The organism is Brevibacillus choshinensis, assembly GCF_016811915.1.
GTDB lineage: Bacteria > Bacillota > Bacilli > Brevibacillales > Brevibacillaceae > Brevibacillus > Brevibacillus choshinensis_A.
Genome location: NZ_CP069127.1, coordinates 1211708 through 1233169 on the forward strand (window position 1 = coordinate 1211708; position 21462 = coordinate 1233169).

The window sequence follows — 21462 nt, forward strand, 5'->3', positions numbered from 1 at the left end:
GGCGACACTTCAGGGGTTTTCTTTTTTTCTACAAAGTATATAATTATGTTGTGAAACACAATTTGGAAAGGGGAGATTATGATGTACGATATCGTGATTATTGGTGGAGGCCCAGCAGGAGGAAGCGCAGCGCTGTTCGCAGCAAAAGCGGGAAAGAAAACGCTGTTGATCGACAACGATAAAAGCATGACAAAGCGCGCATGGCTGGAAAACCATTACGGCGTACTTGAAATGACTGGCCCTGACCTGATCGAGATCGGCAAAAAGCAAGCGGCGAAATTCGGCGCTGAGCTGATCACAGATCAAGTGACCAATGTTTCGAAAAGTGAGCAAGGCGTAACGATCGAAACGGCAGAAAAAGGATCCTTCGAAGCAAAGCATGTGATTCTGGCAACAGGTGCGGTGGTTGAGTTGGCTGGAAAAGCTGGCGTAGCAACCAAAGATGGCACAGAGCCCCGCATCAAAACCGTCGTAGATGTCGATGCCCAAGGAAAAACAAACGTAGCGGGTATCTGGGCAGCAGGCACGTGCGCTGGTGTAAGCGTACATACGATCATTACGGCAGGTGATGGGGCGAAAGTGGCGATCAATGTCATCAGCGAGCTGAATGGCGAGCGCTATGTCGACCATGATGTTTTGAAGACAAACTAATCATATGGATCAAAAGACCAGTTCACACATTCAAAGTGTGGCTGGTTTTTTTATGTCCATCAGCTGGTATCTGCTATTCCTATTAGTTTTCGTGGATGTTCCCTCGCTAGAGTGAGAGTTTGTGAGAGGAAGCAGGGGATTTTTGAATGAAATCGAATAGGTAAACAATGGCAAATCATCCGCTGGAATGGAATGCGATGATAGATCCATAAACAAAAATCTGGATAGGACCAGGAGGATACCAGGATGGCATACAACATATACACTTACGCACAACGGACCGATCTGGATGATCAAATCGGGGAAGTACTCGAAGCAAGTTGGTCTGCCTTTATGCTGAATGATGAGGTAGCGAACCAGTATTACGAGCATTTGAATGAGTGGTTCGCTTCCTATCAATACGTCTTGACTGATGAGAATGACAAGGTGATGGCAGTAGGAAACGCGATTCCATTTTATTGGGATGGCACGGCAGCGGACCTTCCCAAAGGATGGGATGACGTTTTCCTGCGAGGGATTGAAGGGTACCGCCAGGAGCAGCAGCCTAATACGCTGTCGGCTCTCTCGATCTCGATCCATCCAGCATACCGCGGGCTCGGTCTCAGCAGGCAGATGGTGACGGCCATGAAAGAGATTGCCAGACAAAATGGACTCACGTACATGCTGGCTCCTGTGCGCCCGTCGTTGAAACACAAGTACCCGCTCACGCCAATGGACACGTACATCGGGTGGCAAACCCCAGAAGGAGCCCCGTTCGATCCGTGGGTGCGCACACATTGGAAGCTGGGGGCAAAAATCATGCAGGTGGCTGCCGAATCGATGTTCATCAGAGGGAATGTAGCACAGTGGGAGAGCTGGACAGGGATGAGGTTTCCCGAGACGGGAACCTACATCATTCCGGATGCGCTGACCCCGGTGCTGATTGAAGTGGAAAAGGACGAAGCGGTGTATATAGAACCGAATATTTGGATGCAGCACTTCTTGTAAGGCTCGTGTTCCTGCTGGTTGCTCCAACTTCGATTGTTTGTAAGGTGTCTACGAGGACGGGAAACAGGGAGGTCTGTCGATAATTGTGGAGATCATTCGATCGATATCGTACAATTTTCCTACAATGGTTCTTGCGTCCTCGTACTATTTACACCGAAAATCTTGCAGGCAACGGAGAATGTGGATATGAAAAAAGCAGCAGGAATCGCGCTCATGGTGGCGTTGCTAGGCTTCAATGCATACCTGTGGCCGACGTTAATCAAAGAGGTAAAAGCCGATCAGAAAAACGAAGCAGGCGTCCGACCGGATGTCATTTCACATGTTCCTCATGCAGGAGCATTTTTTTTGCGGAAAAGTGGTCAAATTTGAATATAATAAGGGATACTAGTCCAATTTGAAATATTTGGAGGGAATGGATTGATCACCAAGGAAAGCCAGAGCAAAGTCAATTTCGTCCTGGCGGGTCTATTGCTGGGCCTGCTGATGGCGTCGATGGACAATACGATCGTAGCGACAGCCATGGGGACGATTGTGGGTGAGATGGGCGGGCTGGATAAGTTCGTCTGGGTGACGTCGGCGTACATGGTCGCCACGATGGCCGGGATGCCGATCTTTGGAAAGCTGTCCGACATGTACGGACGCAAACGATTTTATGTTTTTGGGCTGGTCGTCTTCTTGCTCGGGTCCATCCTGTGCGGTACGGCTGGCACGATTGTAGAGCTGAGCATTTACCGAGCGATTCAGGGGATTGGCGGAGGCGCGCTGATGCCGATTGCCTTTACGATCATCTTTGATGTGTTCCCGCCGGAAAAGCGGGGGAAAATGACGGGGTTGTTCGGAGCAGTGTTCGGGACATCCAGTGTGCTGGGGCCGCTGCTTGGCGCGTACATAACAGAGTACTTCGGCTGGCACTGGATTTTTTACATCAACGTGCCGATCGGCATCCTCTCTCTGTGGTTCATCACGGTTTACTACAAAGAGTCGCTTGAGCATCGCAAGCTGAGCATCGACTGGTGGGGCGCGATAACGCTTGTCGGAGCCGTCGTCAGTCTGATGTTCTCGCTCGAGCTGGGAGGCAATCAATACGCATGGAATTCCGTGCAGATTCTCGGGCTCCTCGTGAGCTTCGCCGTTCTCTTTATCCTGTTCCTCATCATTGAAACAAAGGCAGCGGAGCCGATCCTTTCTTTCTCGATGTTCAAACGCCGCCTGTTTGCTGCGACCAATGCCGTAGCGCTTCTGTACGGTGCCGCCTTCATTATTACGACCGTGTACCTGCCGATTTTTATTCAAGGGGTATACGGGGGATCGGCTACGAATTCGGGTTTGCTTTTGACTCCCATGATGCTGGGGTCGGTAGCTGGAAGCCAGATAGGTGGGCTTCTGACGACAAAAACAAGCTTTCGCAATATCATGCTGCTCTCTGCTGTGTTTTTCCTCCCAGGCATTTTCTTGCTGAGCACGCTTTCGCCTGACTTGCCTCGCTGGCTGGTCACGATCTATATGATTTTGACAGGGTTTGGCGTGGGCTTTTCCTTTTCGGTGCTCGGTATGGCGGCGATTCATGGATTTGACATGCGTCAGCGAGGCTCTGCCAGCTCTACAGGTTCGTTTTTCCGCTCGCTGGGGATGACACTGGGCATTACGGTTTTCGGGATTATTCAGCGCAACCTGTTTGAGAACGACATGACGCGAGCGTTTGCCGGTCAGGAAGGAGTAACCGGTGCCGTTGTCGCGGACCCGCGAGCCATTCTGACACCGGAGACGAGAGCGGCGATTCCTGCCCCGATTCTGGAGAAGATCACGGATTTTCTCGCTTCGTCCATCGCGCAAACGTTCATGTGGGCATTGGTGCCGGCTGTGCTTGCGGTCGTCTGCATCCTGCTGATGGGCAATGAACGCGCCGTGGCACCGCAGCCCAAACCAGGACGCGAGTAGAGGGATAGGAACGGGGCGGTGATTTTGAAATTATTATGAACATTGGACAATTATCATTCTTTTGATAGTATTTCATTTATAATGATGGTAATCACTTTCAAGGATGGTATCTGCTCATGATGAATTCCGCTCTCGGACGATTTCGCGTCATTGGGATCATTGAAGGGATTTCGTATTTGGTGCTGCTCGGCATCGCGATGCCGTTGAAGTATTTCCTCGATATGCCGGCTGCTGTCAAAATCGCCGGTTCCTTGCACGGATTGTTTTTCGTGCTCTATATTCTGGCTCTCGCCCATGTGACGTTTACGAACAGATGGTCCATTCTGAAAGTCGCGGGTGCCTTTATTGCGTCACTGCTGCCTTTTGGCAATTTCGTGCTGGATGCACGCATCAAGAACGAGCAATCGTAAAACGGACAACAAGAATCGAGAGAAATCAAAGCAAAGGCGGGTAATGGTACCCGTCTTTGCTTATATCGCTAAATAAAGTCGAAAGAGTGGATGGAGAGGGAGGATGCGTGTGGAGACCCGGATTTTGGCAGGTGTTCTTTCGTGGGACAAGGATGGACAGTATTATCTCGAAACCTTGATGGAGGACCGGTACTTATTGGTGCTCCCGCAGATCATTACCTTGACGGAAACCGAGGAAAAGCTGGCGACAGATGAGCTGGCTGAGCTGCACAAAGGAATGAATGTCATCGCCAGATGCTTTGTGTAGGCGGCAGCATGGCCTTTGGAGCACGCTGCTCTCCCGTTCAATTTTTTTGAACTAGATTTTGTATTTTTCATGGATTATATTATAATCACGATTACGAAAATACAGGATTGCCCGGTTCGGGTGGGGGTAGGAGCGCAATGGCTTGGGAGTTTATTTTGATCATCATCGGGATCAACATTACGTATGTGTCGTTTTTTACACTGCGACTGCTGATGGTGATCAAAGGGTATCGTTTTTTGGCGTCTCTCGTAGCAATGGTCGAGGTATTCGTTTATTTGAAAGGATTGGGTCTGGTTCTGGATAATCTGGACAATCCGGTCAATTTGGCGGCTTATTGCATCGGATGGGGATTGGGTGTATTTGTCGGAAGCAAGATCGAGGAGATTTTGGCTCTCGGTTATGTCACGCTGCAAGTGGTGGTAGATTCAGTCGATCTGGAGCTACCTGACAAGCTGCGTCAGAGTGGATTCGGAGTGACCTCCTGGGTGGCAGAAGGCCGTGATGGCCCGCGCTTGATGATGCAGGTACTGACCAAGCGCACGAATGAAAAAAAACTGTGGAATCACATCTACGAGATTGCGCCCAAAGCGTTTGTCATTTCACTTGAACCGAAGCAGCTGAAAGGCGGTTTCTGGGTGAAGCGCCTGCGCCCTTGAGCACGACCATTTTACAACTGGTAAAAATCAAAACAAGCCAGCGAATCCCTATAGAGTGGGGATCTTCGCTGGCTTTCCTATTTACTGGACGGCTTCATCCGCCAGGTGCATCTGATTGGCGTTTTGCACGATTTCCCGAATGTAGCGCACCGTATGACGGGTCGCTTCGTCCGGTGAATAACGGCTGCGGTTGTTCAGGAAAGACGTAAACATGCCTTGCCAGATGAGCAGGGTCAGCTCGTTGATCGCCGCGATGTTCTCCTGCTGCAAATGCCCTTCCTTGACGAGCAGCTCGAGGCTGAAGAGACCCCGTTGGGTAATGTTGGGCGTGCCCAGCATCTGCTGCAGCTCGTCTGGAACCGCAATGAGATCAGCTGGATAGACACTGTAGTAGTGGTCCAGCAGCTCCTCAGGCTGACTTCCCAGATCGGCTATGAAGATCGCATGAAAGATTTGCGGATTTTCAAAGGAATGCTGACAAAAGATTTCCCACACCCGCAAGTAACGTTCCTGTGCCGTCAAGCCTGGTTCGCGATAGACCTGGATGGCCGCATCTGTATACGGCTTGAGAAATTTCATGGACGCGAAAAACACGAGGTGGGAAAGCTCGCTGAAGTAATTGTAGATCGTCGCACTGTTGTAGCCGGCCAGGTCGGCAACTTTGCGGATCGTGACGTTTGGTACGCCCTCCTCCTGAATAATTTGGGCCGTAGCTTCCACGAAATATTTCCACATGCGCGTTCGTTGAATCGTTTTGTTTTTGCTCACCGTCATCACCTTATCCTACTTGCCAAGCCAAGAGCCGTGCATAGATTTACTGATAGTGTACTATGGACGGCCACACAAGAAAACGGGTTCTTGCAGGAGCGGCGCATCTGGCGGGTAAGGATTGGGGAGGCAGGACAAAATAGGTAACGCCAAAGAGCGGCACGTGAAAACACATCATGCCAGGCGGTGAGGAGGAAGCAGCATGCGAGGCAAGGAGATCATTTTTTTGAGTGGCATTTCCAAGCTGGAGACGAATGAGGAGCGTTGGAATCCGTTTCCATGGTACCGCGAGATGCGGGAGAACAACCCGATTTATTTTGATGAGGAACAGCAGGTGTGGAATCTTTTCCGCTATGAAGACGTCAAGCGGGCACTCTCAGATTATAAAGTCTTCACCAGTGAGCGGGAACGCAGCACGATTCCGATTCAACTGGATAGCAGCATCAATCTCACCTCAGTCGATCCACCCGAGCATCGAAAGCGCCGTGGATTGCTTGCGAGTGCCTTTACGCCCCGCAGCCTGGATACCTGGAAGCCGCGCATTCAGTCCGTCGTCGACTCTCTGATTCAAGGATTGCTAGCGGAGGATCTGTCCAAGCCGGTGGATATTTACGAGCGGTTTGCGGTTCGACTCCCGGTGACGATCATCGCGGACTTGCTCGGTGTACCCAACACGGATTGGGAGAAGATCAAGGAATGGTCGGATATTTTGTTCCTGCCGCATCATCAGGAAGGGCTGGAAGAGGTGACAAAGCAAAAGGCAAAAGCGATGAAGGATTTTGGAGAGTACTTGCTGCCCCTGGTCCAGCAAAAGCGACGTCAGCCGCAAGATGACATCCTGTCGGACCTGACACAGGCCGAATACGAGGGAGCGAAGCTGACGGATGAGGAAGTAGTCGGATCGGGTATCGGGCTGTTGGGAGCGGGGAACGAGACAACGACAACCTGGCTGACACAGTGCTTCTACTACTTTGCCAGCAAGGGAGTGTACGGAGAGCTGCGAAAACAGCCAGAGCTGATTCCGCAGGCTGCCGAAGAGGTGCTTCGCTATCATTTTATCGCCAGCCTCGACAGGGCCGTGAAGGAAGACACCGATGTGCTCGGAGTGCCGATGAAGCGCGGTGAGGCGGTGATCGTTTGGATTTCTTCTGCGAACCGTGACGAGCGGCAGTTTGTAAATGGAGAAGCCTTTGATATTCACCGGCAAAACAGCAAAGAGCACCTCTCGTTTGGCAACGGGCAGCACTTTTGCCTGGGCGCCCCTCTGGCGAGATTGGAAGCGCAGTACGCGTTGACTTCTTTTATCAAGCAGTTCTCCAATATTCGGATCGCTGAGGGATACCGCCCTTGGGACCATCTCGTCTCGCACGGATTTACGCTGACCAGCCTGCCCATTGTCATCGAACCTTGATTTGGATCAGTGGCAGCGAGGCTTGAGATGGCAAACCGGATGCTAAGCGTTCATAATGAAAGGACGGCAGCTTGCATTTCGGGAGGGTGATACAATGGATGCGACAGTGGAAAAAGCTTTGCAAACGGTGCTCGCCAATTGGGAAAAAATGAAGAAAAGCCACGAGGATGACGCGGGGGATGAAGCCGAACAATTTGAAGCTTCCTTTTATGCATGGATGGAGAAGCTGCGCAGCTGGTTCAACCAGCTGGACCAGAAGCCTGCCACACTTGATGAGGCTTTGCGTCTGCCTGAAGTAGAAGAAATCACGGACCTTTTGCCAGTCGAGCTCATGCTGAACTTCGAGACCGAGCTGGAGCTGATCGTGGAGGGACAGACGAGGATAGAGGACGAACGCTACGATTGAGCTGCGTCGACGAGGGAAAAGGAAGACCGCATGATCCGGGAGATCGTGCGGTCTTTTTGTGTGCAGTGCGAAGCCCTGATGAAAAAGAGGGGAAGTTTTACAGCGCCAGCGTCTCGGTCGGCTTCAAAAGGGAGAGCTTTACTTTTCCTTCGGCGGCTGCTGTCAGACGAGGCACGATATCCGGTGTCTCCGTGTAGATTGGGGGATAGTGCACCGCTCCGTAATGAATCGGGATGAGCATCTCAGCGCCGAGAATGGCAGCGGCAGAGACCGCCTGCTCAGGCGTCAGGCAGATGGGCTGGGCGCTAGGCATTCTGCCTGGCAGCTCGAGCACGGCACCATTGACTGGCAGAAAAGCAGCGTGGAACGGTCCGTACGTCTGAGCGATTTTCCACCAATAGCCGTGCCACAGCGTATCCCCGCAATGTATGACTCTGTGGTCGGCTCCCTCCACGATCCACGCAATCTGCACATCACCCACTCCGTCAACGGAAGGAGCGGCTGTAGCCGTCACGCCATTCCCGAGCTTGTAGGTCGTGCCAACGTCTGCGCCGATGACATTTGTCAGACCTGCCGCCCGTGCCGTATCCGCGACTTCAGCCGGGACGTAGACAGGGACCGAAGCTCCGTATGTCGCTGTTATGGCAGCCGGATCAAAATGGTCGTCATGCAGGTGGGTAACGAGTACGGCATCCACTTTCCCGAAATACTCCAGAGGATACATGGGCTCGCGTGACTTTCCGAATTTCTCAGGTATTCGGCTCACAGGATCAATCGCGATCGTGAAATCACCGGAAGAGATACGGATACCTGCCCATGGAAGTCGCTGAATGTTCATTTCGAATCACCCTCCTCAATTTTATAACCAGTAAAAATTGGCATTTATGGTTTGTTGAGTAGATCTTATCAAAGGGATTATAACCTGTAAATAATTATTTTATAGGTTATGATGAAAGGGTATGAAAAAAGGCTTTTTGCTTTGGATTTCCCAAAAGCAAAAGCCAATGAATCAGAGGAGCGGCCCCCCGCTTGATGGCTAAGTCGCCCGAGCCCAAACAGCCAGCGAAGCCGACTTTCCGGGATTGATAAAGCGGTGGGGGGACGTGCTGTTGAAGCCAATGCTATCGCCTTCATACAGATGATATTCCCGATCAGCCAGCAGCACTTTTAATTCGCCCTGCAAAATGTATCCGCACTCTTCGCCGGAATGAGAGATTTGCTCCTGCTCCAGCGTTTCGCCCGGTTCGATCTCGATCAGCAGGAATTCGATTTTGCCTTCGTGCAAGGGGGTGAGCACATGGTACTTGGTCATCGTATTTTTCAGTTGAATTATCTTGTGCAGCCCTTTGCGGATGACAGGCTCGTGGTCATCTTTCACACGGAAGAAATGGTTGATCGGTACTTCCAAAGCGGAACAGATTTTCCAGAAGGTGCCCACGGTGGGGTCTACCAGTCCGCGTTCGATCTGTGACAACAAGCTCATGCTGAGGCCGGTCTTATCAGCGAGATTTTGCAGGGTCAGCTGCTTTTGCTTGCGGATTTCTCGTAGCTCTGCTCCGTTAAACATTCATTATCAACCTTCTTTGCATGGAGACTAGGTAGGGTGGACAGCAAGGTTTGGGTGTACGGGTCCCTCGGGTTTGTAAAAATGTCGGCTACCGTTCCGGTTTCCACGATGCGGCCTTTTTGCATGACCGCCATCCGATCGCACATGTAGCGAATGACACTCATGTTATGCGAGATGAACAAATACGTGAGATTGCGCTCGCGCTTCAGCTCCTGCAAGAGGTTCAGGACGTGTGCCTGCACCGAGACATCCAGGGCGGAAGTCGGTTCGTCTAGAACGACGAATGCAGGATCGGTAATCAAGGCGCGGGCGATGGCGATCCTTTGACGCTGTCCGCCGCTGAATTCATGAGGGAAGCGGTTCAGATGCTCGACTTTCAGCCCGACGCGCGTAATCAGAGCATGCAGCCGCTCGGTCGTTCCTTTTGCTTTTCGCTCTGCCGCAGGTAAAGCCTGCAGCGGCTCCTGGATGATCGCTTGCACGCGCATGCGAGGGTCTAGCGAGGATTGCGGGTCCTGGAAGACGATTTGCATTTCTCCCGGCTTCAGTCGATTGAATTTCTGGCCATTCCAAAGGCTAGCCCCTTCGTAGAGAACGGTCCCGGCTGTAGGATGCTCCAAACCGGTAATCATCTTGCCGATGGTGCTTTTCCCTGAGCCGGATTCCCCGATCAAGCCGAAGGTCTCCCCTCGAGAGATGGAAAAATCGACCCCGGAAACCGCGTGAAAGCTTTGCGTGCCTTTTCGATATTCCTTGCCGATACCAGATACTTGCAGCAACGGATTCATTCCGCTTCCCTCCTCCAGCAAGCCACTTGATGGGTGGTTGCTCCGATAAACGCCTGCTCCAGTACGGGAGGCTCCTCCAGACAAATGGGCAGCGAGTCCGCACAGCGGGAAGCAAAGACGCATCCGCGCGGCCGGTTGCGCAGGTCGGGGGATTCGCCGGGAATCGCCGAGAGCGGCTGGTCCGGCTGTGCCAGATCAGGGAGGGCGCCAATCAGTGCTTTGGTATAAGGGTGTTTGGGCTGGCGCAGTACTTCCTCTGTCGTGCCTGTCTCGACGACTTCGCCAGCGTACATGACCACGACGCGCTTGCACACCTGTGCGACCACGCCGAGATCGTGTGTGATCAGCATGACGGAGGTCCCGCGTTTTGCCGCGAGGTCCTGCATGAGCTTGAGGATCTCGTGCTGAATCGTCACGTCCAACGCTGTGGTCGGTTCATCCGCAATCAAGAGGTCAGGAGGCGCGGACATCGCGAGTGCAATGACGACCCGCTGCCTCATGCCGCCGCTCAGTTCAAACGGAAATTTGCGGGCGACGAGCTCGGGATCGTTGATCTGTACCTCCGCCAAGCTGATGATGGCTTGCTGGTACGCTTCCCGATAGGAAATTTTGCGGTGGCGATGGATGACTTCTGCGAGCTGATCGCCGATGCGCATGGTAGGGTGCAGGGCAGTCATCGGCTCCTGAAAGACCATGCCGATCTCTTTTCCGCGCAATGCCTGCAGTGCCTTTTTATCGAGCGAGAGGATATTCCTCCCTTTATAGGTAACGGAGCCGGAAGGAATGGACGCATTCTTTTCCAGCAGTCCTAAAATGGTCAGGGCAGTGACGGATTTGCCGGAGCCCGATTCTCCGACGATCCCGACGATTTCTCCTTGATCAATGGAGATCGAGACGTTTTTCAACGCTTTGATTTTGTCATGCATCGACGAAAACTCTACGGTTAGTTCCTTGATTTCCAGCAGCATGTGCCATTACTCCCTTCATTTTACCGGTTGGCTTTTGGATCGAGGATATCCCGGATTCCGTCGCCGATCAGATTAAAGCCGCAGGAAGCCAAAAATAACGCAAGCCCGGGAAATGTCGGGTACCACCAGTAGTCCAACAAGTACTTCCAGCCAATACTGATCATCGCGCCCCATTCCGGTGTCGGAGGTTGTGCACCCAGACCGAGGAAGCCTAGCGTTGCGACCAGCAGGATGGCGTCGCCGATATCCAGAGTGACCTGGATGACGACGGGAGAGAGAGCGTTAGGGATGATATGACGGGCAATAATGCGCCAAGGCTTGATTCCAAACGTGACTGCCGCTTTGACAAACAGCTTTTCCCGCAGGGCGAGCGTTTCGGCACGCGCCAGACGGACGTAAACAGGAATTTTGATGATGGCAATGGCGAGCATGGCGTTTTGCAAATTGGGACCGAGGGTAGCTGCTACCGCCATGGCCAAGACGAGAGAGGGAAACGCGAGCACGATATCCATGAGGCGCATGATGATTTGATCGAGCTTGCCGCCGAAATAGCCGGAGATCGCGCCGATCACGGTACCGATCAGGCCTGCTCCGAATACGACCGCGACGCCGACACCTAGCGAAAGGCGGGCACCGTACAGAATGCGGGTGAAAATGTCTCTGCCGACTTCATCGGTCCCAAACCAATGCTCGCTGCTCGGTGGTGCGAAACGCTGCGTGATGTTGATCTTGGTCGGATCGTATGAGCTGATCAAAGGTGCACAGATCGAAGCCAGCAGGATGACGAGAAGCAGAAACAAGCCGAACAGCGTCAGCGGATTTCTGCGGATTTTATACCAAAAGGGGTTGACCGTCTTCGTGGTTGCCAGTCCTGAAATGCTTTCTGTTTTCGCAGTCATGCCAGACATCGGATATCCCCTTTCTATTCCTTGATTTGTGGATCGAGTGCGTAGTAAGTAAGGTCAACGAGCAGGTTGATGATCACGTACCCGAACGAAATGACAAAGGTAAAGCCCATGATCGCCGGGAAGTCGAGAAAAGCGATGGATTCGACGACGTACTTGCCCATGCCGGGCCAGCTGAAGATCGTCTCCGTGACCACCGCTCCGCCCAAGAGGGAACCGAACGACAGACCGACGACGGTAATGGTAGGAATCAGGGCATTGCGCAGGGCGTAGCGAAATAGCAGGACCGGGCCGTGAATGCCGTTTGCAAGGGCGGTCCGGATGTATTCTTGGCCGAGGACCTCAAGCATGCTGGCACGCACCTGACGGGTGACGATAGCCAGCTGGGCAAAAGCGAGCGTGCAAGCAGGCAGGGCCAGATGCCACAGGCTGTTGCCGAAAGCGGACCAATTTCCCGTCACGAGGCTGTCAAAGAGGTACAGTCCCGTGATGGTGGGTGGGGGTGTAACCGTCAGATCGATGCGGCCGCTCGAGGGCAGCAGATCGAAAAACTTGTAAAAAATCAAAATGCCAATCAGTCCGCTCCAAAATACGGGAGTAGAGATGCCGGCGATAGAAAAGAAGCGCCCGGCGTGATCCCAGCCTGTATCTTTTCTCACGGCGGACAGGATGCCGATAGGAATACCGATGACGATCGCGATGATGAATGCGGTCAAGGCAAGCTCCAGTGTGGCAGGGAAGAATTTGATCAGATCGTCGACAACGGGCTGCTGCGTACGGATCGAGTCGCCGAAGTCACCTGCGAGAAGTCCTTGCATGTAGGTAAAATATTGGACCCAGACCGGCTGGTCTAGGCCCAATTGACGGCGGACTTCCTGCAGCGTTTCCTCACTGGCGCGTTGCCCAACCATCATTCGAGCTGGATCACCTGGGATGACGTGAGAGAGAAAAAACGTGATGAGCGTCACACCCAACAGGACCAGCACGAGCATGGAGAGGCGTTTGGTGATGATTTGTCTCATGAGGAAAGCACTCCTTCAAACGGCTTTATTTGGACATTTCGGCGAGGTTGTAAATCCCCTCCAGCATCGGGTTGTAAACAAAGCCTTTTACGGACTTGCTGACAGGGAGCAAGAAATCTTTTTGGTACAGATAGAGGTATGGAGCTTCGTCGATCGTGATCAGTTGAGCTTCCTTGTACAGCTTTTCACGCTCGGCCTTGTCGTTGATGGAAGCGGCTTTGCGTACCAGCTCGTCCACCTTGCCGTTCTTGTAGAACGCGCGGTTTCCGGCGAGGCCGAAATTGACGGAATCGAACCAGTAGTTCATGAACATGTACGGATCGCCGAAGTCAGGGCTCCATACACCCATGGCGAGGTCAAACTCCCCTTTGTCGATCATTTCGCGGGAAGTCGCATACGCAATCTTCTTCAGGTTCAGCTTCACGCCGATGTCAGAGAAAAAGGCTTGCAGAGCGAGTGCTTCTGTTTCCCACCAGGCTTTGTTGTCGGAGTACAAGAGATCGATCGTCAGGTTGGCAGCGCCTGCTTCAGCCAGCAGTGCTTTCGCTTTTTCCACATCGCGCTTGTATTGAGGAGCGGATTCGTCGTAGCCCCACAGGCCTTTTGGAATCGGACCGCGCATTTGGGTAGCGTAGCCTTCTTGGACGGATTCGGTCAGGGCATCGTAATCGATTGCGTAGCTAAGCGCTTGGCGTACTTTTGGATTTTGCAGAGCCGGATTGCCTTTGGAGGAGTTTACGTAGATGTAGTCGACAAAGAGGCTCGGCTTTTGCAGGACATCGACGTTCGGCAGATCTTTGAGTGCTTTGAGCTGCTCGTTTGGAATCCCTTCGGCGATGTCGATCTCGCCTTGTTCGAGCTGCAAGCGTTGTGCAGTAGCATCTGGGATGATTTTAAAGAAGATGTTTTGGAGTGCAGGCTTCACAGATGAGTTCGGGTTGAGAGTCAGCTTGAGGTATTCGCCTTTTCTCCATTCGGTGAGCTGATAGGGACCGCTGCCCATGGTGTTGTTTGCGAGGAAGTTTTGGCCGAGATCACCATTTTGTTCTTTTTCCATGACCTTCGGATTGACGATGCCGCCATAGTTCGCTGCCAGGGTGGAAAGGAACGGCGGGAAGTTCTTCGAGAGAACGAATGTGACGCTGGTCGGGGAGTCTACTTTTACTTCTTTGATCACACTGTAGACGTCAGCAGGACCTTTTTTGATTTTGAGAGTACGGTCAAAGGTGAATTTCACTGCTTCGGCGGTAACGGGAGTGCCGTCCGAGAATTTGTTGCCTTCCGCGAGAGTGAAGGTCCAGGTAAGACCGTCTTCGCTCACTTTCCATTCTTTTGCCAGACCCGGCTTCACTTCGGTCGTCTCACCGTCGTACTCGACCAGACGCTGGTAGGTAGGATAGGTGATTTTCCATGCGCTGTTGTCAAAGGTGACGGCTGGATCGAGTGTGCCTTGATCGGAAGTGATCCCTACGAACAGCGTGTCAGCCGGAGTAGTTGACGCAGGCTTCGCTGCCTCGGCAGGTTTGCTTTCCGCTGGCTTGGCCTCACCCTGGGACTGGTTCGCTGGCGCGCTGCTGCACGCGGAAACCATCAGGGAGAGGACGAGCAGGGAAGAAGTGAAGAGAGATGACCATCGACGCTTCAATGAATTCGACCCCCAAAGACTATAATATATTTAATTAATTTTTAATATATTGCAAATATTGACCTTATTCAACAATTTTTTCGTTCATTTCCAAAATCCCGCCGTAGATCGGCTGGCTGTTAGTCTGACGGGCCCAGGAGCGAGTACCGTACTCGTAGTGCCACCATTCATGGGAGTAGTTCGTGAATCCGGCGCTGATCATGACGTGGTAAAGAAGACGGCGGTTGCTCTGAATCTCCAAATCTTTTTCAGTAGGCTCCGCGAGCTCCTCGAAGTGGCGGGTCATCGCCAACTCGGTAAAATCGTCAAAATCCGTCCCCATGTCCAGCCAGCCGCCTGGTCCGGCGATAGTCAGGTCGACCGCTCCACCAGAGAGGTGGGGAGAAGGGATTTGAATATCGGTCGTAGGCTTTGCGACGAATTTGCTGAGCTCCCGGGTAATCGCTTCTTCATCCGTCCAGCCTTGTGAGAGCAGGTCTTGGCGGAATCCTTCGTACAAGGATGCTTGTACTTCATAGGAACGCCAGCCATCGAACACGACCAGCTGCAAGCCGTCTGGAAGCCGTTCGGCGGCAAGTGCCAGTCTGTCCGCCGCTCCCTTGCGCAAATAGGCTTCGGTCTGGGTGCCCGCATAGCCGAGATGGTAGTAAGCGGGATAGACTGTGATTCTGGGAGACAAGGTAGAGAGAGGGACCATCGCTTCGCCGCATTCGATCACAGGAGGCGTGAAAGCTGTCCGGTCATCGTGTATGGCTGGAATGCGAGGATAGTTCATTTTCGTTCACCTCCTTGGGCAGGTTTGATTGTTTGAAAGAATTGGGCGACTTTAGGAAATATCGTAGCGGAAAAAGGGTTTTTAGTAAACTGTAATTATATTTAATTTTCTGCAATTATGAGTCGGAGTACATGAAAAAAGTGCCTCTTCAAGCCGTGGACAGCTTGCGGGGCACTCGCTTTTTTGCATTTTCATCGTTTTTTTCTAACGAACGTAGATTTTGGTTTTTGCTTTGCCTACTCGTATTTGGCCGCTCGAGTCTTGCTTGACGCTGACTTCGAGGGTGTACGTTCCCTTTTTCGCGGGCTTGAAGCGGTAGATGTATTTGTATCCGCGAAGGTCGTCATCGTAGGTACCGATGAACTGGACTACGCTCGGATTGTTCCACGACATGTAGTGCTCGGAGGAACCCGAATCCTTGTTCAAGGGATAAGTGACAGTCAGATAGATTTCTTCCCCTGCTTTCATATAAGCCGTGTTAGGGGAGAGGGAGACGGCGATGGTGGGGTTTTCTTTGACTTCGAATTTGTAGAATCCTATACCCTCCCATACTTCTTTTGTCTTTTCATCCTGCATCTTATTGAAAAAGAAAGGCATATACGTTCCCGGTATTTTCGGCGTAAAGTAGCCGGTCGTTACATAAAAGTTTCCTCTGCGTACGGTGCGGACTTGCTCGACTTTTTGCGTGTCATCCACTGAGTTCATGGAGTAAAAGTGAAAATTCCCTTCTTTTGTTATTTCCCCTTTGTAGGGCGTAGTCACGGTAAATTTGATTTTTTGTCCGACGATCAGATTCTTAGACGGGGAGATCACGAAACCAGAATCCACACTTGGAATGACTCCAGGCATGTTGTCTTTGACGCGGATGGTCACGGATGCGTGGCCGACCCATGCTTGCCCTTCTCCATGCATGGAAATGGAATAGTCAAAAGTCTTTTCCCCGATGTATTCCGCTTGGAAAGTCACTCTCGAAACATAATGACCGTCTACGATCTTAGTCTCAGCAGACTCTTTGACATTTGTGAAAAAGGCCTCGTAATAGTCTCCTTTCTTTTCTGTGACAGCTTCGATGGTGATTTCATCATCGAGTTTGGGCTCACCTTCCTCGGATAACACCGTCAGCTTCACCGGCACTTCTATTTTTTCCGCTGCTTGTGCCGGCACGTACGCAAACAGCAAGGCCACCATGAGCAATCCCATCCAGACAGCCCGAATACGAGACAGATTCTTACATGATTCCGCCAACTTTCTCACTCCTTATTTGGAAGATATATCCTAACCATTTTCCCAGCTTTTGCTTGAATCCCCACAGGCATTTGCTATTATTAAAGCAAGTGCTTGTCATAGAAGACAGCGTCAATTGAATACGTTAGTACAAACAGGTCCTTGTTTCTGCGAAATCCTTTTGCAGGAGCAAGGTTAAAAGGGAAGTTTGGTGAAATGCCAACGCGGTCCCGCCACTGTAAGAGAGGAGCCCATCTTCACGGCGTCAGCCATCCACTGCCCAATAGGGAGCGGGAAGGAGAAGAGGGGTGATGATCCTCGAGCCAGGAGACCTGCCTGTTTTTGTGTGTGCACTGATTTCCTTCGGGTCAAAGGAAGAGGTGAGGATCGTTGCTTGATTGCCATCCGCGCTTTGTTTTCCTTTCATGTTTGAGGGAGAACGAAGCGTTTTTTATTTATTGATTTGCGGGAGGATTCACAATGAATAAACAAGACGCCAAACGAGGATTGCTGCTGGTCTATACAGGAGACGGCAAGGGAAAAACAACGGCTGCACTCGGGCTCGCTGTACGGGCTACGGGTCGGGGCAAAAAAGTGCTGATGGTGCAGTTCATCAAGTCGCCGGAACGTACCTACGGGGAAAAGCTCGTCTTTGACAAAATCGGGATTGAGATCGTGCAAAAGGGGATTGGCTTTACCTGGACCAAGACGCCGGAAGAGCATCGCGCTGCCTTGAAGGAAGCGTGGGACTATGCGAAGGAACAGCTGCTCAGCGGCGGCTACGATGTCGTCATTTTCGATGAGCTGAACAACGCGCTGGCCATCGACCGTTTTCCTATTGATGACGTGCTGCCCCTTGCGGATGTGCTGGAGACGATCCAAAGCAGGCCGAAGCATATTCACCTCGTGATTACGGGCCGAAGCGCCAAGCAGGAAATCATGGACATGGCTGATCTGGTGACAGAGATGAAGCCGATCAAGCACTACTACGATGAAGGAATCCCCGCTGTGTTGGGAGTGGAATTCTGATGGGCGTGCTGGAAACCTTCGGGCATGGCGGTGACCTGCTGACAGCGGCTGAGCGGTTTGGCGTGGCCCCAGGCGAGTTCCTCGATTACAGCGCCAACATCAATCCGCTCGGGATGCCGGAGAGTGTCAGACAGATGCTGGTCGATTCGATCGGAGAAGTGACGAGATATCCGGACCCTGGGCACCGTGAGTTTCGTCAGGCTCTGGCTGATCGCCTCGGTTTGCCACAGTCATGGCTGCTGTCTGCAAATGGAGCGGCAGAAGCGATGGCAATCGCGATTCTCGGTCTCGCGCCGCAGACGGTCGGAGTGGTCTATCCGTGTTTTTCCGAATACGCGCAGCTCGCCACCCAGTTCGGCGCACGAGTCGTCGGCTGCTACGGCGTGGAAGAGAATGGATACAAGCCGGATATGGGAGATCTGCATCGATTGTTTGAAGAAGCCGATCTGATCTTCGTAGGCTCACCGAACAATCCGACAGGCGTCTTGTACCAGCAGGATGAGCTCTTGAAAATGGCGGACTGGGCTGAGCAGACGAAGACGTGGCTGGTCGTAGACGAAGCCTTTCTCGACTTTGTGGAGGAGGAGCGGCAGTTTACATTGGCGGATCGGTTAGAAAGCTTTCCGCACGTCATCCTCATGCGATCGATGACCAAGATGTACGCGATACCCGGACTGCGCCTCGGCTACGCGATCGCACATCCCGAGGTGATCGGCCGCATGCGCGAAAAGCAGGTGAGCTGGAGCGTCAATGCATTGGCGCTGCGGGCAGGGGTGCTTTGCCTTGCAGAGCAGTCATACGAGGAAAAGACGCGCGAGTTGATCGCTTTCGAACGTGACTACCTCACCCGGTTTATCCGAGATGAGCTCGGCTGGAAGGTCTGGGCGGGGGAAGCGAACTTTTTGCTGATGCGTTCGCCGGCCTCTAAGACCGCCGAGCAATTGCAAGCGCTCCTCGGCAAAAAAGGAATCCTGATCCGAAGCTGTGCCATGTATCCGGGCTTGACTGCGCATGATGTGCGGATCGCCGTCCGCGGTCCAAAGGAAAATGAACGGCTGGTGAAAGCCCTGCGCGATGTCTGGTGCGACGGGAGGTGGGCGTAAGTGAGTCTGATCCTGGTGACAGGAGGCGTACGCTCCGGAAAAAGCCGCTTTGCGGAGGAACTGGCCGAGAAGACGAGCGGTTCCGTGATCTACGTAGCGACAGGGGAAGCATGGGACGAAGAGATGACGGCGAGGATCGAGAAGCATCAGGCCCGCCGACCCGCTCATTGGGGATGTGTCGAGGCTTTTGGTCAGCTCGCCGACGTGCGTGCCGCCAGTGCCGGTTATGAGGTGGTGCTGGTCGATTGCCTCTCCACGTGGGTGAGCAACCGGTTGATGAGCGTGCCGGAGCCAGAATGGAGAAGCGAATCGATTACACAGGAAATCGTGCGGGATGCGAAAGAATGGTTGGCGGGCGTGGCCGAAGCTGGACAAAGCCAAACCGTCATTGCCGTCACCAGCGAGGTCGGATTGGGCGGAGTCGCGATGAGCAGGCTGGGGCGCTGGTTTGCCGATGTGCTGGGGGATGTCAATCAGCTGACAGCTCGGCAGGCTGATACGGTCTATGCCATTATGGCCGGAATTCCCTGGAGGATCAAGGGATGAGCGCGCTGTGGCATGCGATATCGTTTTTTACGAGAATCCCGGTGCCGTGGCTAAAGCCTTCGGAGACGGCATGGAAAAAGAGCGTCAACTGGTATCCGGCAGTGGGCATTGTCATCGGGCTGTTGCTATGTGCCATTAACCAAGCAGCCCTTTACTTGTTCAGCCCTCTGCTGGCTGCCGTGTTGACGCTCGGGATATGGGTGTACATCACAGGTGGCCTTCATCTGGACGGTTGGATGGATCTGGCAGACGGTCTGGGCAGCAGTCGTCCCCGCGAGCAGGTCTTGGCGATCATGAAGGACAGCCGAGTCGGAGCAATGGGGGTACTGGCGGCCATCCTGCTACTGCTGCTCAAAGCGGCTTCCCTGGCTGAGCTGGCTCGCTTGGAGTGGGCACTGCTGCTCCTCGTGCCGTTCGCAGCGAGGACGCATGTACTCCTCGCGATCCGCTTTTGGCCGTACATATCCGCTGAGAAAGGCATCGGGAGGGGCATCAGTGAAGGACTGTCCTCCCTGTCGATCTGGCTCGGTTACGCCGTCTTGCTTGCTGCGGGCTGGCTGCTCGGCGGGTGGGCAGCGGTGGCTGCGATCGCGGTGTCGCTGCTGTTTGCTCTGTGGTTTTCACGCGAGGTGGCAGGCAAGCTCGGCGGTCTTAACGGAGACTGCTATGGAGCGGTGATCGAGAGCAGCGAGGCGGTCATGCTGCTCGTCCTCGCTGGGAGCTGGTGGGCATGAGATGGCTTTGGATACGCCATGGCGAGACGGATATGAATCGGCAAAAGCGGTATTTGGGACATAGCGATGTTGCTTTGAATGAGACGGGCCTGCGTGAGGCCGGCGAGCTGGCAAAACGGTTGGCACGCGTGGGAGAGACTCCTGTTACGCTCTATTCCAGTGATTTGCGGCGTTGCGTGCAGACGGCAGAGCCCCTAGCGGCTGGCTGGAAAGTCCCGCTGGTGACCGTACCCGCACTGCGCGAGCTGTCCTTTGGGGATTGGGAGCTCTTTACATACGAACAGTTGATGGAAAAGGATAACGAACGAGCCACGCGCTGGTACGCCGATCCGTTCACGTACGCACCGCCAAACGGAGAAAGTCTGCGTGAGCTAGGCGGGCGCGTGGATCAATGGCTGCGCGGATTGCTGAAGGGGATGGATTCGGGTGAGCCGGCCGGCACGGCAGTTATCGTTACACACGGCGGCGTCATCCGCTGGTTCCAGGCGGAGTGGCTTATGCAGGATCCCAGCCGCTACTGGCAGACAGAAGGCTTGAAGAACGGAGAGGTCCTTGTCGTGGAATGGGACGGACAACGCTTTCGAAAGCAATCTCTGACGAACGAGAGAGGATCATGATGAACGAGGCATTGATATTGGGAGCGGCTTACCTGATCGACCGTGTGGTGGGTGAACCGCGGGGGCTGACGCATCCGGTCGTCATCATCGGCTGGTGGATTACGCGGCTGGAGCGCGTCATCCGCACCCTCATCAAGAGGGAAGAGCATTTGAAAATTGCCGGACTGCTGTTTCCACTCTTGATCGTATCCGGCAGCTACCTTGCCGTATGGCTGATCGTGTGGGCGGCGGCGCGGGTTCATCCGCTGCTTGGCTGGGTGCTGAGTGCCTGGCTGATATCGACGACGATCGCGACCAAAGGCTTGGCGGACGCAGGGCTTGAGATTGCGAGACATCTGGCGGTTGGCGACTTCACGCAGGCGAGGCGTTCGCTATCCATGGTGGTCGGCCGCGACACCGAACGTTTGGATGAATCGGACATTTGCCGGGGAGCGGTGGAAACGGTAGCGGAAAACATCGTGGACGCGATCGTCTCTCCCCTGATTTACGCGGCCATAGGAGGGGCACCTCTGGCGATGGCCTATCGGGCAGCCAACACGCTGGACTCGATGGTGGGCTACAAAAATGAAAAGTACCAAAATCTCGGCTGGGCGTCCGCCCGCTTTGACGACGTGCTGAACTACATTCCCGCCCGGCTCACTGCGCTCTTGCTGGTTATCGCGAGCAAGCTTGCGCAGCTGGATTATCAGCAGTGCTGGGCGATGATCCGCCGTGACGCGCATCTGCATCCGAGCCCCAACAGCGGCTTGCCGGAAGCTGGTGTCGCAGGGGCGCTGGGGGTGCAGCTCGGCGGGCTGAATTTCTATCAGGGAGTTCCGTCGGATCGGGCCAGAATGGGCGATGCCCACAGACCGCTGCGTTCGGGGGATATCCAGTCGACAGTCCGGTTGATGTACCTGGTTTCCTTGCTATGCCTCATCGTCTGCATGGCGATTGCCGTCACGCTGGGGTAGTGTGGATCAACATAGAATCGATTGTAGCGAAAAAGGGATCACTGGCAGGTGA

General features: G+C 53.4%; 25 protein-coding genes and 1 riboswitch. Of the genes, 15 read left to right on the forward strand and 10 right to left on the reverse strand.

All coding sequences use genetic code 11. The annotated features are described in order from the left end of the window. Nucleotides 1-81 precede the first annotated feature (81 nt). The 7 genes from JNE38_RS06485 (at nt 82) to JNE38_RS06515 (ending at nt 4949) form a co-directional block, all read left to right on the forward strand. A complete protein-coding gene (locus JNE38_RS06485) occupies nt 82-651 on the forward strand; it encodes an FAD-dependent oxidoreductase (RefSeq protein WP_203357436.1) in 570 nt (189 codons plus the stop codon). A gap of 246 nt (nt 652-897) precedes the next feature. Next, nucleotides 898-1638, forward strand: a complete 741-nt coding sequence (locus JNE38_RS06490; protein WP_203355791.1) for a GNAT family N-acetyltransferase — start codon at nt 898-900, stop codon at nt 1636-1638. Nucleotides 1639-1824: 186 nt separating this feature from the next. Beyond that, the gene (locus JNE38_RS06495) at nt 1825-2007 is read left to right on the forward strand and encodes a hypothetical protein (protein ID WP_203357826.1); all 183 of its coding nucleotides are present in this window, start codon (nt 1825-1827) and stop codon (nt 2005-2007) included. Nucleotides 2008-2121: 114 nt separating this feature from the next. Then, nucleotides 2122-3576 carry an MDR family MFS transporter gene (locus JNE38_RS06500; RefSeq protein ID WP_238933701.1) on the forward strand — a complete coding sequence of 485 codons (1455 nt, stop codon included), beginning with the start codon at nt 2122-2124 and terminating at the stop codon, nt 3574-3576. Nucleotides 3577-3692: 116 nt separating this feature from the next. Beyond that, nucleotides 3693-3986, forward strand: a complete 294-nt coding sequence (locus tag JNE38_RS06505; protein ID WP_203355793.1) for a DUF3817 domain-containing protein — start codon at nt 3693-3695, stop codon at nt 3984-3986. A 103-nt stretch (nt 3987-4089) separates the two neighbouring features. Next, nucleotides 4090-4293: a hypothetical protein gene (locus JNE38_RS06510; RefSeq protein ID WP_203355794.1), complete on the forward strand. Its 204-nt coding sequence runs from the start codon at nt 4090-4092 to the stop codon at nt 4291-4293. 137 nt (nt 4294-4430) lie between these two features. Then, the gene (locus JNE38_RS06515; RefSeq protein ID WP_203355795.1) at nt 4431-4949 is read left to right on the forward strand and encodes a DUF2179 domain-containing protein; all 519 of its coding nucleotides are present in this window, start codon (nt 4431-4433) and stop codon (nt 4947-4949) included. 81 nt (nt 4950-5030) lie between these two features. Here JNE38_RS06515 and JNE38_RS06520 read toward each other — a convergent pair whose 3' ends face one another. Continuing rightward, entirely contained in the window at nt 5031-5723 is a 693-nt protein-coding gene (locus JNE38_RS06520; RefSeq protein ID WP_428993693.1) for a TetR/AcrR family transcriptional regulator, read from the reverse strand. A gap of 196 nt (nt 5724-5919) precedes the next feature. On the opposite strand from JNE38_RS06520, the gene JNE38_RS06525 reads away from it, so the two are divergent. Together JNE38_RS06525 and JNE38_RS06530 are read left to right on the forward strand one after the other, a co-directional pair. Next, a complete protein-coding gene (locus JNE38_RS06525; protein ID WP_203355796.1) occupies nt 5920-7128 on the forward strand; it encodes a cytochrome P450 in 1209 nt (402 codons plus the stop codon). Nucleotides 7129-7222: 94 nt separating this feature from the next. Further along, nucleotides 7223-7534, forward strand: coding sequence for a hypothetical protein (locus tag JNE38_RS06530; protein WP_203355797.1), 312 nt, complete (start codon nt 7223-7225; stop codon nt 7532-7534). Between the two features lie 97 nt (nt 7535-7631). Here JNE38_RS06530 and JNE38_RS06535 read toward each other — a convergent pair whose 3' ends face one another. The 9 genes from JNE38_RS06535 to JNE38_RS06575 form a co-directional block, all read right to left on the reverse strand. After that, complete coding sequence (locus JNE38_RS06535) at nt 7632-8372, reverse strand: MBL fold metallo-hydrolase (RefSeq protein ID WP_203355798.1); 741 nt, start codon at nt 8370-8372, stop codon at nt 7632-7634. Nucleotides 8373-8570: 198 nt separating this feature from the next. Next, on the reverse strand, nt 8571-9101 hold the full coding sequence (locus tag JNE38_RS06540) for a cupin domain-containing protein (RefSeq protein WP_203355799.1): 531 nt from the start codon (nt 9099-9101) through the stop codon (nt 8571-8573). Further along, on the reverse strand, nt 9053-9889 hold the full coding sequence (locus tag JNE38_RS06545) for an ATP-binding cassette domain-containing protein (RefSeq protein ID WP_203355800.1): 837 nt from the start codon (nt 9887-9889) through the stop codon (nt 9053-9055). The genes JNE38_RS06540 and JNE38_RS06545 overlap by 49 nt, the downstream gene beginning before the upstream one ends. Continuing rightward, on the reverse strand, nt 9886-10857 hold the full coding sequence (locus JNE38_RS06550; RefSeq protein ID WP_203355801.1) for an ABC transporter ATP-binding protein: 972 nt from the start codon (nt 10855-10857) through the stop codon (nt 9886-9888). The genes JNE38_RS06545 and JNE38_RS06550 overlap by 4 nt, the downstream gene beginning before the upstream one ends. A 20-nt stretch (nt 10858-10877) precedes the next feature. Beyond that, entirely contained in the window at nt 10878-11765 is an 888-nt protein-coding gene (locus tag JNE38_RS06555; RefSeq protein WP_203355802.1) for an ABC transporter permease subunit, read from the reverse strand. A 14-nt stretch (nt 11766-11779) separates the two neighbouring features. Next, on the reverse strand, nt 11780-12784 hold the full coding sequence (locus JNE38_RS06560) for an ABC transporter permease (RefSeq protein ID WP_203355803.1): 1005 nt from the start codon (nt 12782-12784) through the stop codon (nt 11780-11782). 25 nt (nt 12785-12809) lie between these two features. Further along, entirely contained in the window at nt 12810-14429 is a 1620-nt protein-coding gene (locus JNE38_RS06565; RefSeq protein WP_203355804.1) for an ABC transporter substrate-binding protein, read from the reverse strand. A 64-nt stretch (nt 14430-14493) separates the two neighbouring features. Next, nucleotides 14494-15204: a M15 family metallopeptidase gene (locus JNE38_RS06570; RefSeq protein WP_203355805.1), complete on the reverse strand. Its 711-nt coding sequence runs from the start codon at nt 15202-15204 to the stop codon at nt 14494-14496. 204 nt (nt 15205-15408) lie between these two features. After that, on the reverse strand, nt 15409-16449 hold the full coding sequence (locus JNE38_RS06575; RefSeq protein WP_203355806.1) for a hypothetical protein: 1041 nt from the start codon (nt 16447-16449) through the stop codon (nt 15409-15411). 118 nt (nt 16450-16567) lie between these two features. Next, a riboswitch (cobalamin riboswitch) is annotated at nt 16568-16782 on the forward strand. Nucleotides 16783-16908: 126 nt separating this feature from the next. On the opposite strand from JNE38_RS06575, the gene cobO reads away from it, so the two are divergent. From cobO to cbiB, 6 genes are read left to right on the forward strand one after another with little or no spacing between them, the layout of a single operon-like run. Continuing rightward, complete coding sequence (gene cobO, locus JNE38_RS06580) at nt 16909-17457, forward strand: cob(I)yrinic acid a,c-diamide adenosyltransferase (RefSeq protein ID WP_203355807.1); 549 nt, start codon at nt 16909-16911, stop codon at nt 17455-17457. After that, complete coding sequence (gene cobD, locus JNE38_RS06585) at nt 17457-18560, forward strand: threonine-phosphate decarboxylase CobD (protein WP_203355808.1); 1104 nt, start codon at nt 17457-17459, stop codon at nt 18558-18560. Before cobO ends, cobD begins: the two co-directional genes overlap by 1 nt. After that, a complete protein-coding gene (cobU, locus tag JNE38_RS06590) occupies nt 18561-19106 on the forward strand; it encodes a bifunctional adenosylcobinamide kinase/adenosylcobinamide-phosphate guanylyltransferase (RefSeq protein WP_203355809.1) in 546 nt (181 codons plus the stop codon). After that, on the forward strand, nt 19103-19840 hold the full coding sequence (gene cobS, locus JNE38_RS06595; RefSeq protein WP_203355810.1) for an adenosylcobinamide-GDP ribazoletransferase: 738 nt from the start codon (nt 19103-19105) through the stop codon (nt 19838-19840). The genes cobU and cobS overlap by 4 nt, the downstream gene beginning before the upstream one ends. Then, nucleotides 19837-20457: a histidine phosphatase family protein gene (locus JNE38_RS06600; RefSeq protein WP_203355811.1), complete on the forward strand. Its 621-nt coding sequence runs from the start codon at nt 19837-19839 to the stop codon at nt 20455-20457. Before cobS ends, JNE38_RS06600 begins: the two co-directional genes overlap by 4 nt. Beyond that, nucleotides 20457-21410, forward strand: a complete 954-nt coding sequence (cbiB, locus tag JNE38_RS06605) for an adenosylcobinamide-phosphate synthase CbiB (protein WP_203357438.1) — start codon at nt 20457-20459, stop codon at nt 21408-21410. Before JNE38_RS06600 ends, cbiB begins: the two co-directional genes overlap by 1 nt. Nucleotides 21411-21462: the final 52 nt, after the last annotated feature.

What these genes read in the sequence shown, in the direction of transcription:
- JNE38_RS06485 (WP_203357436.1), top strand. Translation starts at nt 82, where the DNA reads ATGTACGATATCGTGATTATTGGTGGAGGCCCAGCAGGAGGAAGCGCA.
- JNE38_RS06490 (WP_203355791.1), top strand. Translation starts at nt 898, where the DNA reads ATGGCATACAACATATACACTTACGCACAACGGACCGATCTGGATGAT.
- JNE38_RS06495 (WP_203357826.1), top strand. Translation starts at nt 1,825, where the DNA reads ATGAAAAAAGCAGCAGGAATCGCGCTCATGGTGGCGTTGCTAGGCTTC.
- JNE38_RS06500 (WP_238933701.1), top strand. Translation starts at nt 2,122, where the DNA reads ATGGCGTCGATGGACAATACGATCGTAGCGACAGCCATGGGGACGATT.
- JNE38_RS06505 (WP_203355793.1), top strand. Translation starts at nt 3,693, where the DNA reads ATGATGAATTCCGCTCTCGGACGATTTCGCGTCATTGGGATCATTGAA.
- JNE38_RS06510 (WP_203355794.1), top strand. Translation starts at nt 4,090, where the DNA reads ATGCGTGTGGAGACCCGGATTTTGGCAGGTGTTCTTTCGTGGGACAAG.
- JNE38_RS06515 (WP_203355795.1), top strand. Translation starts at nt 4,431, where the DNA reads ATGGCTTGGGAGTTTATTTTGATCATCATCGGGATCAACATTACGTAT.
- JNE38_RS06520 (WP_428993693.1), bottom strand. Translation starts at nt 5,723, where the DNA reads ATGACGGTGAGCAAAAACAAAACGATTCAACGAACGCGCATGTGGAAA.
- JNE38_RS06525 (WP_203355796.1), top strand. Translation starts at nt 5,920, where the DNA reads ATGCGAGGCAAGGAGATCATTTTTTTGAGTGGCATTTCCAAGCTGGAG.
- JNE38_RS06530 (WP_203355797.1), top strand. Translation starts at nt 7,223, where the DNA reads ATGGATGCGACAGTGGAAAAAGCTTTGCAAACGGTGCTCGCCAATTGG.
- JNE38_RS06535 (WP_203355798.1), bottom strand. Translation starts at nt 8,372, where the DNA reads ATGAACATTCAGCGACTTCCATGGGCAGGTATCCGTATCTCTTCCGGT.
- JNE38_RS06540 (WP_203355799.1), bottom strand. Translation starts at nt 9,101, where the DNA reads ATGTTTAACGGAGCAGAGCTACGAGAAATCCGCAAGCAAAAGCAGCTG.
- JNE38_RS06545 (WP_203355800.1), bottom strand. Translation starts at nt 9,889, where the DNA reads ATGAATCCGTTGCTGCAAGTATCTGGTATCGGCAAGGAATATCGAAAA.
- JNE38_RS06550 (WP_203355801.1), bottom strand. Translation starts at nt 10,857, where the DNA reads ATGCTGCTGGAAATCAAGGAACTAACCGTAGAGTTTTCGTCGATGCAT.
- JNE38_RS06555 (WP_203355802.1), bottom strand. Translation starts at nt 11,765, where the DNA reads ATGTCTGGCATGACTGCGAAAACAGAAAGCATTTCAGGACTGGCAACC.
- JNE38_RS06560 (WP_203355803.1), bottom strand. Translation starts at nt 12,784, where the DNA reads ATGAGACAAATCATCACCAAACGCCTCTCCATGCTCGTGCTGGTCCTG.
- JNE38_RS06570 (WP_203355805.1), bottom strand. Translation starts at nt 15,204, where the DNA reads ATGAACTATCCTCGCATTCCAGCCATACACGATGACCGGACAGCTTTC.
- cobO (WP_203355807.1), top strand. Translation starts at nt 16,909, where the DNA reads ATGAATAAACAAGACGCCAAACGAGGATTGCTGCTGGTCTATACAGGA.
- cobD (WP_203355808.1), top strand. Translation starts at nt 17,457, where the DNA reads ATGGGCGTGCTGGAAACCTTCGGGCATGGCGGTGACCTGCTGACAGCG.
- cobS (WP_203355810.1), top strand. Translation starts at nt 19,103, where the DNA reads ATGAGCGCGCTGTGGCATGCGATATCGTTTTTTACGAGAATCCCGGTG.
- JNE38_RS06600 (WP_203355811.1), top strand. Translation starts at nt 19,837, where the DNA reads ATGAGATGGCTTTGGATACGCCATGGCGAGACGGATATGAATCGGCAA.
- cbiB (WP_203357438.1), top strand. Translation starts at nt 20,457, where the DNA reads ATGAACGAGGCATTGATATTGGGAGCGGCTTACCTGATCGACCGTGTG.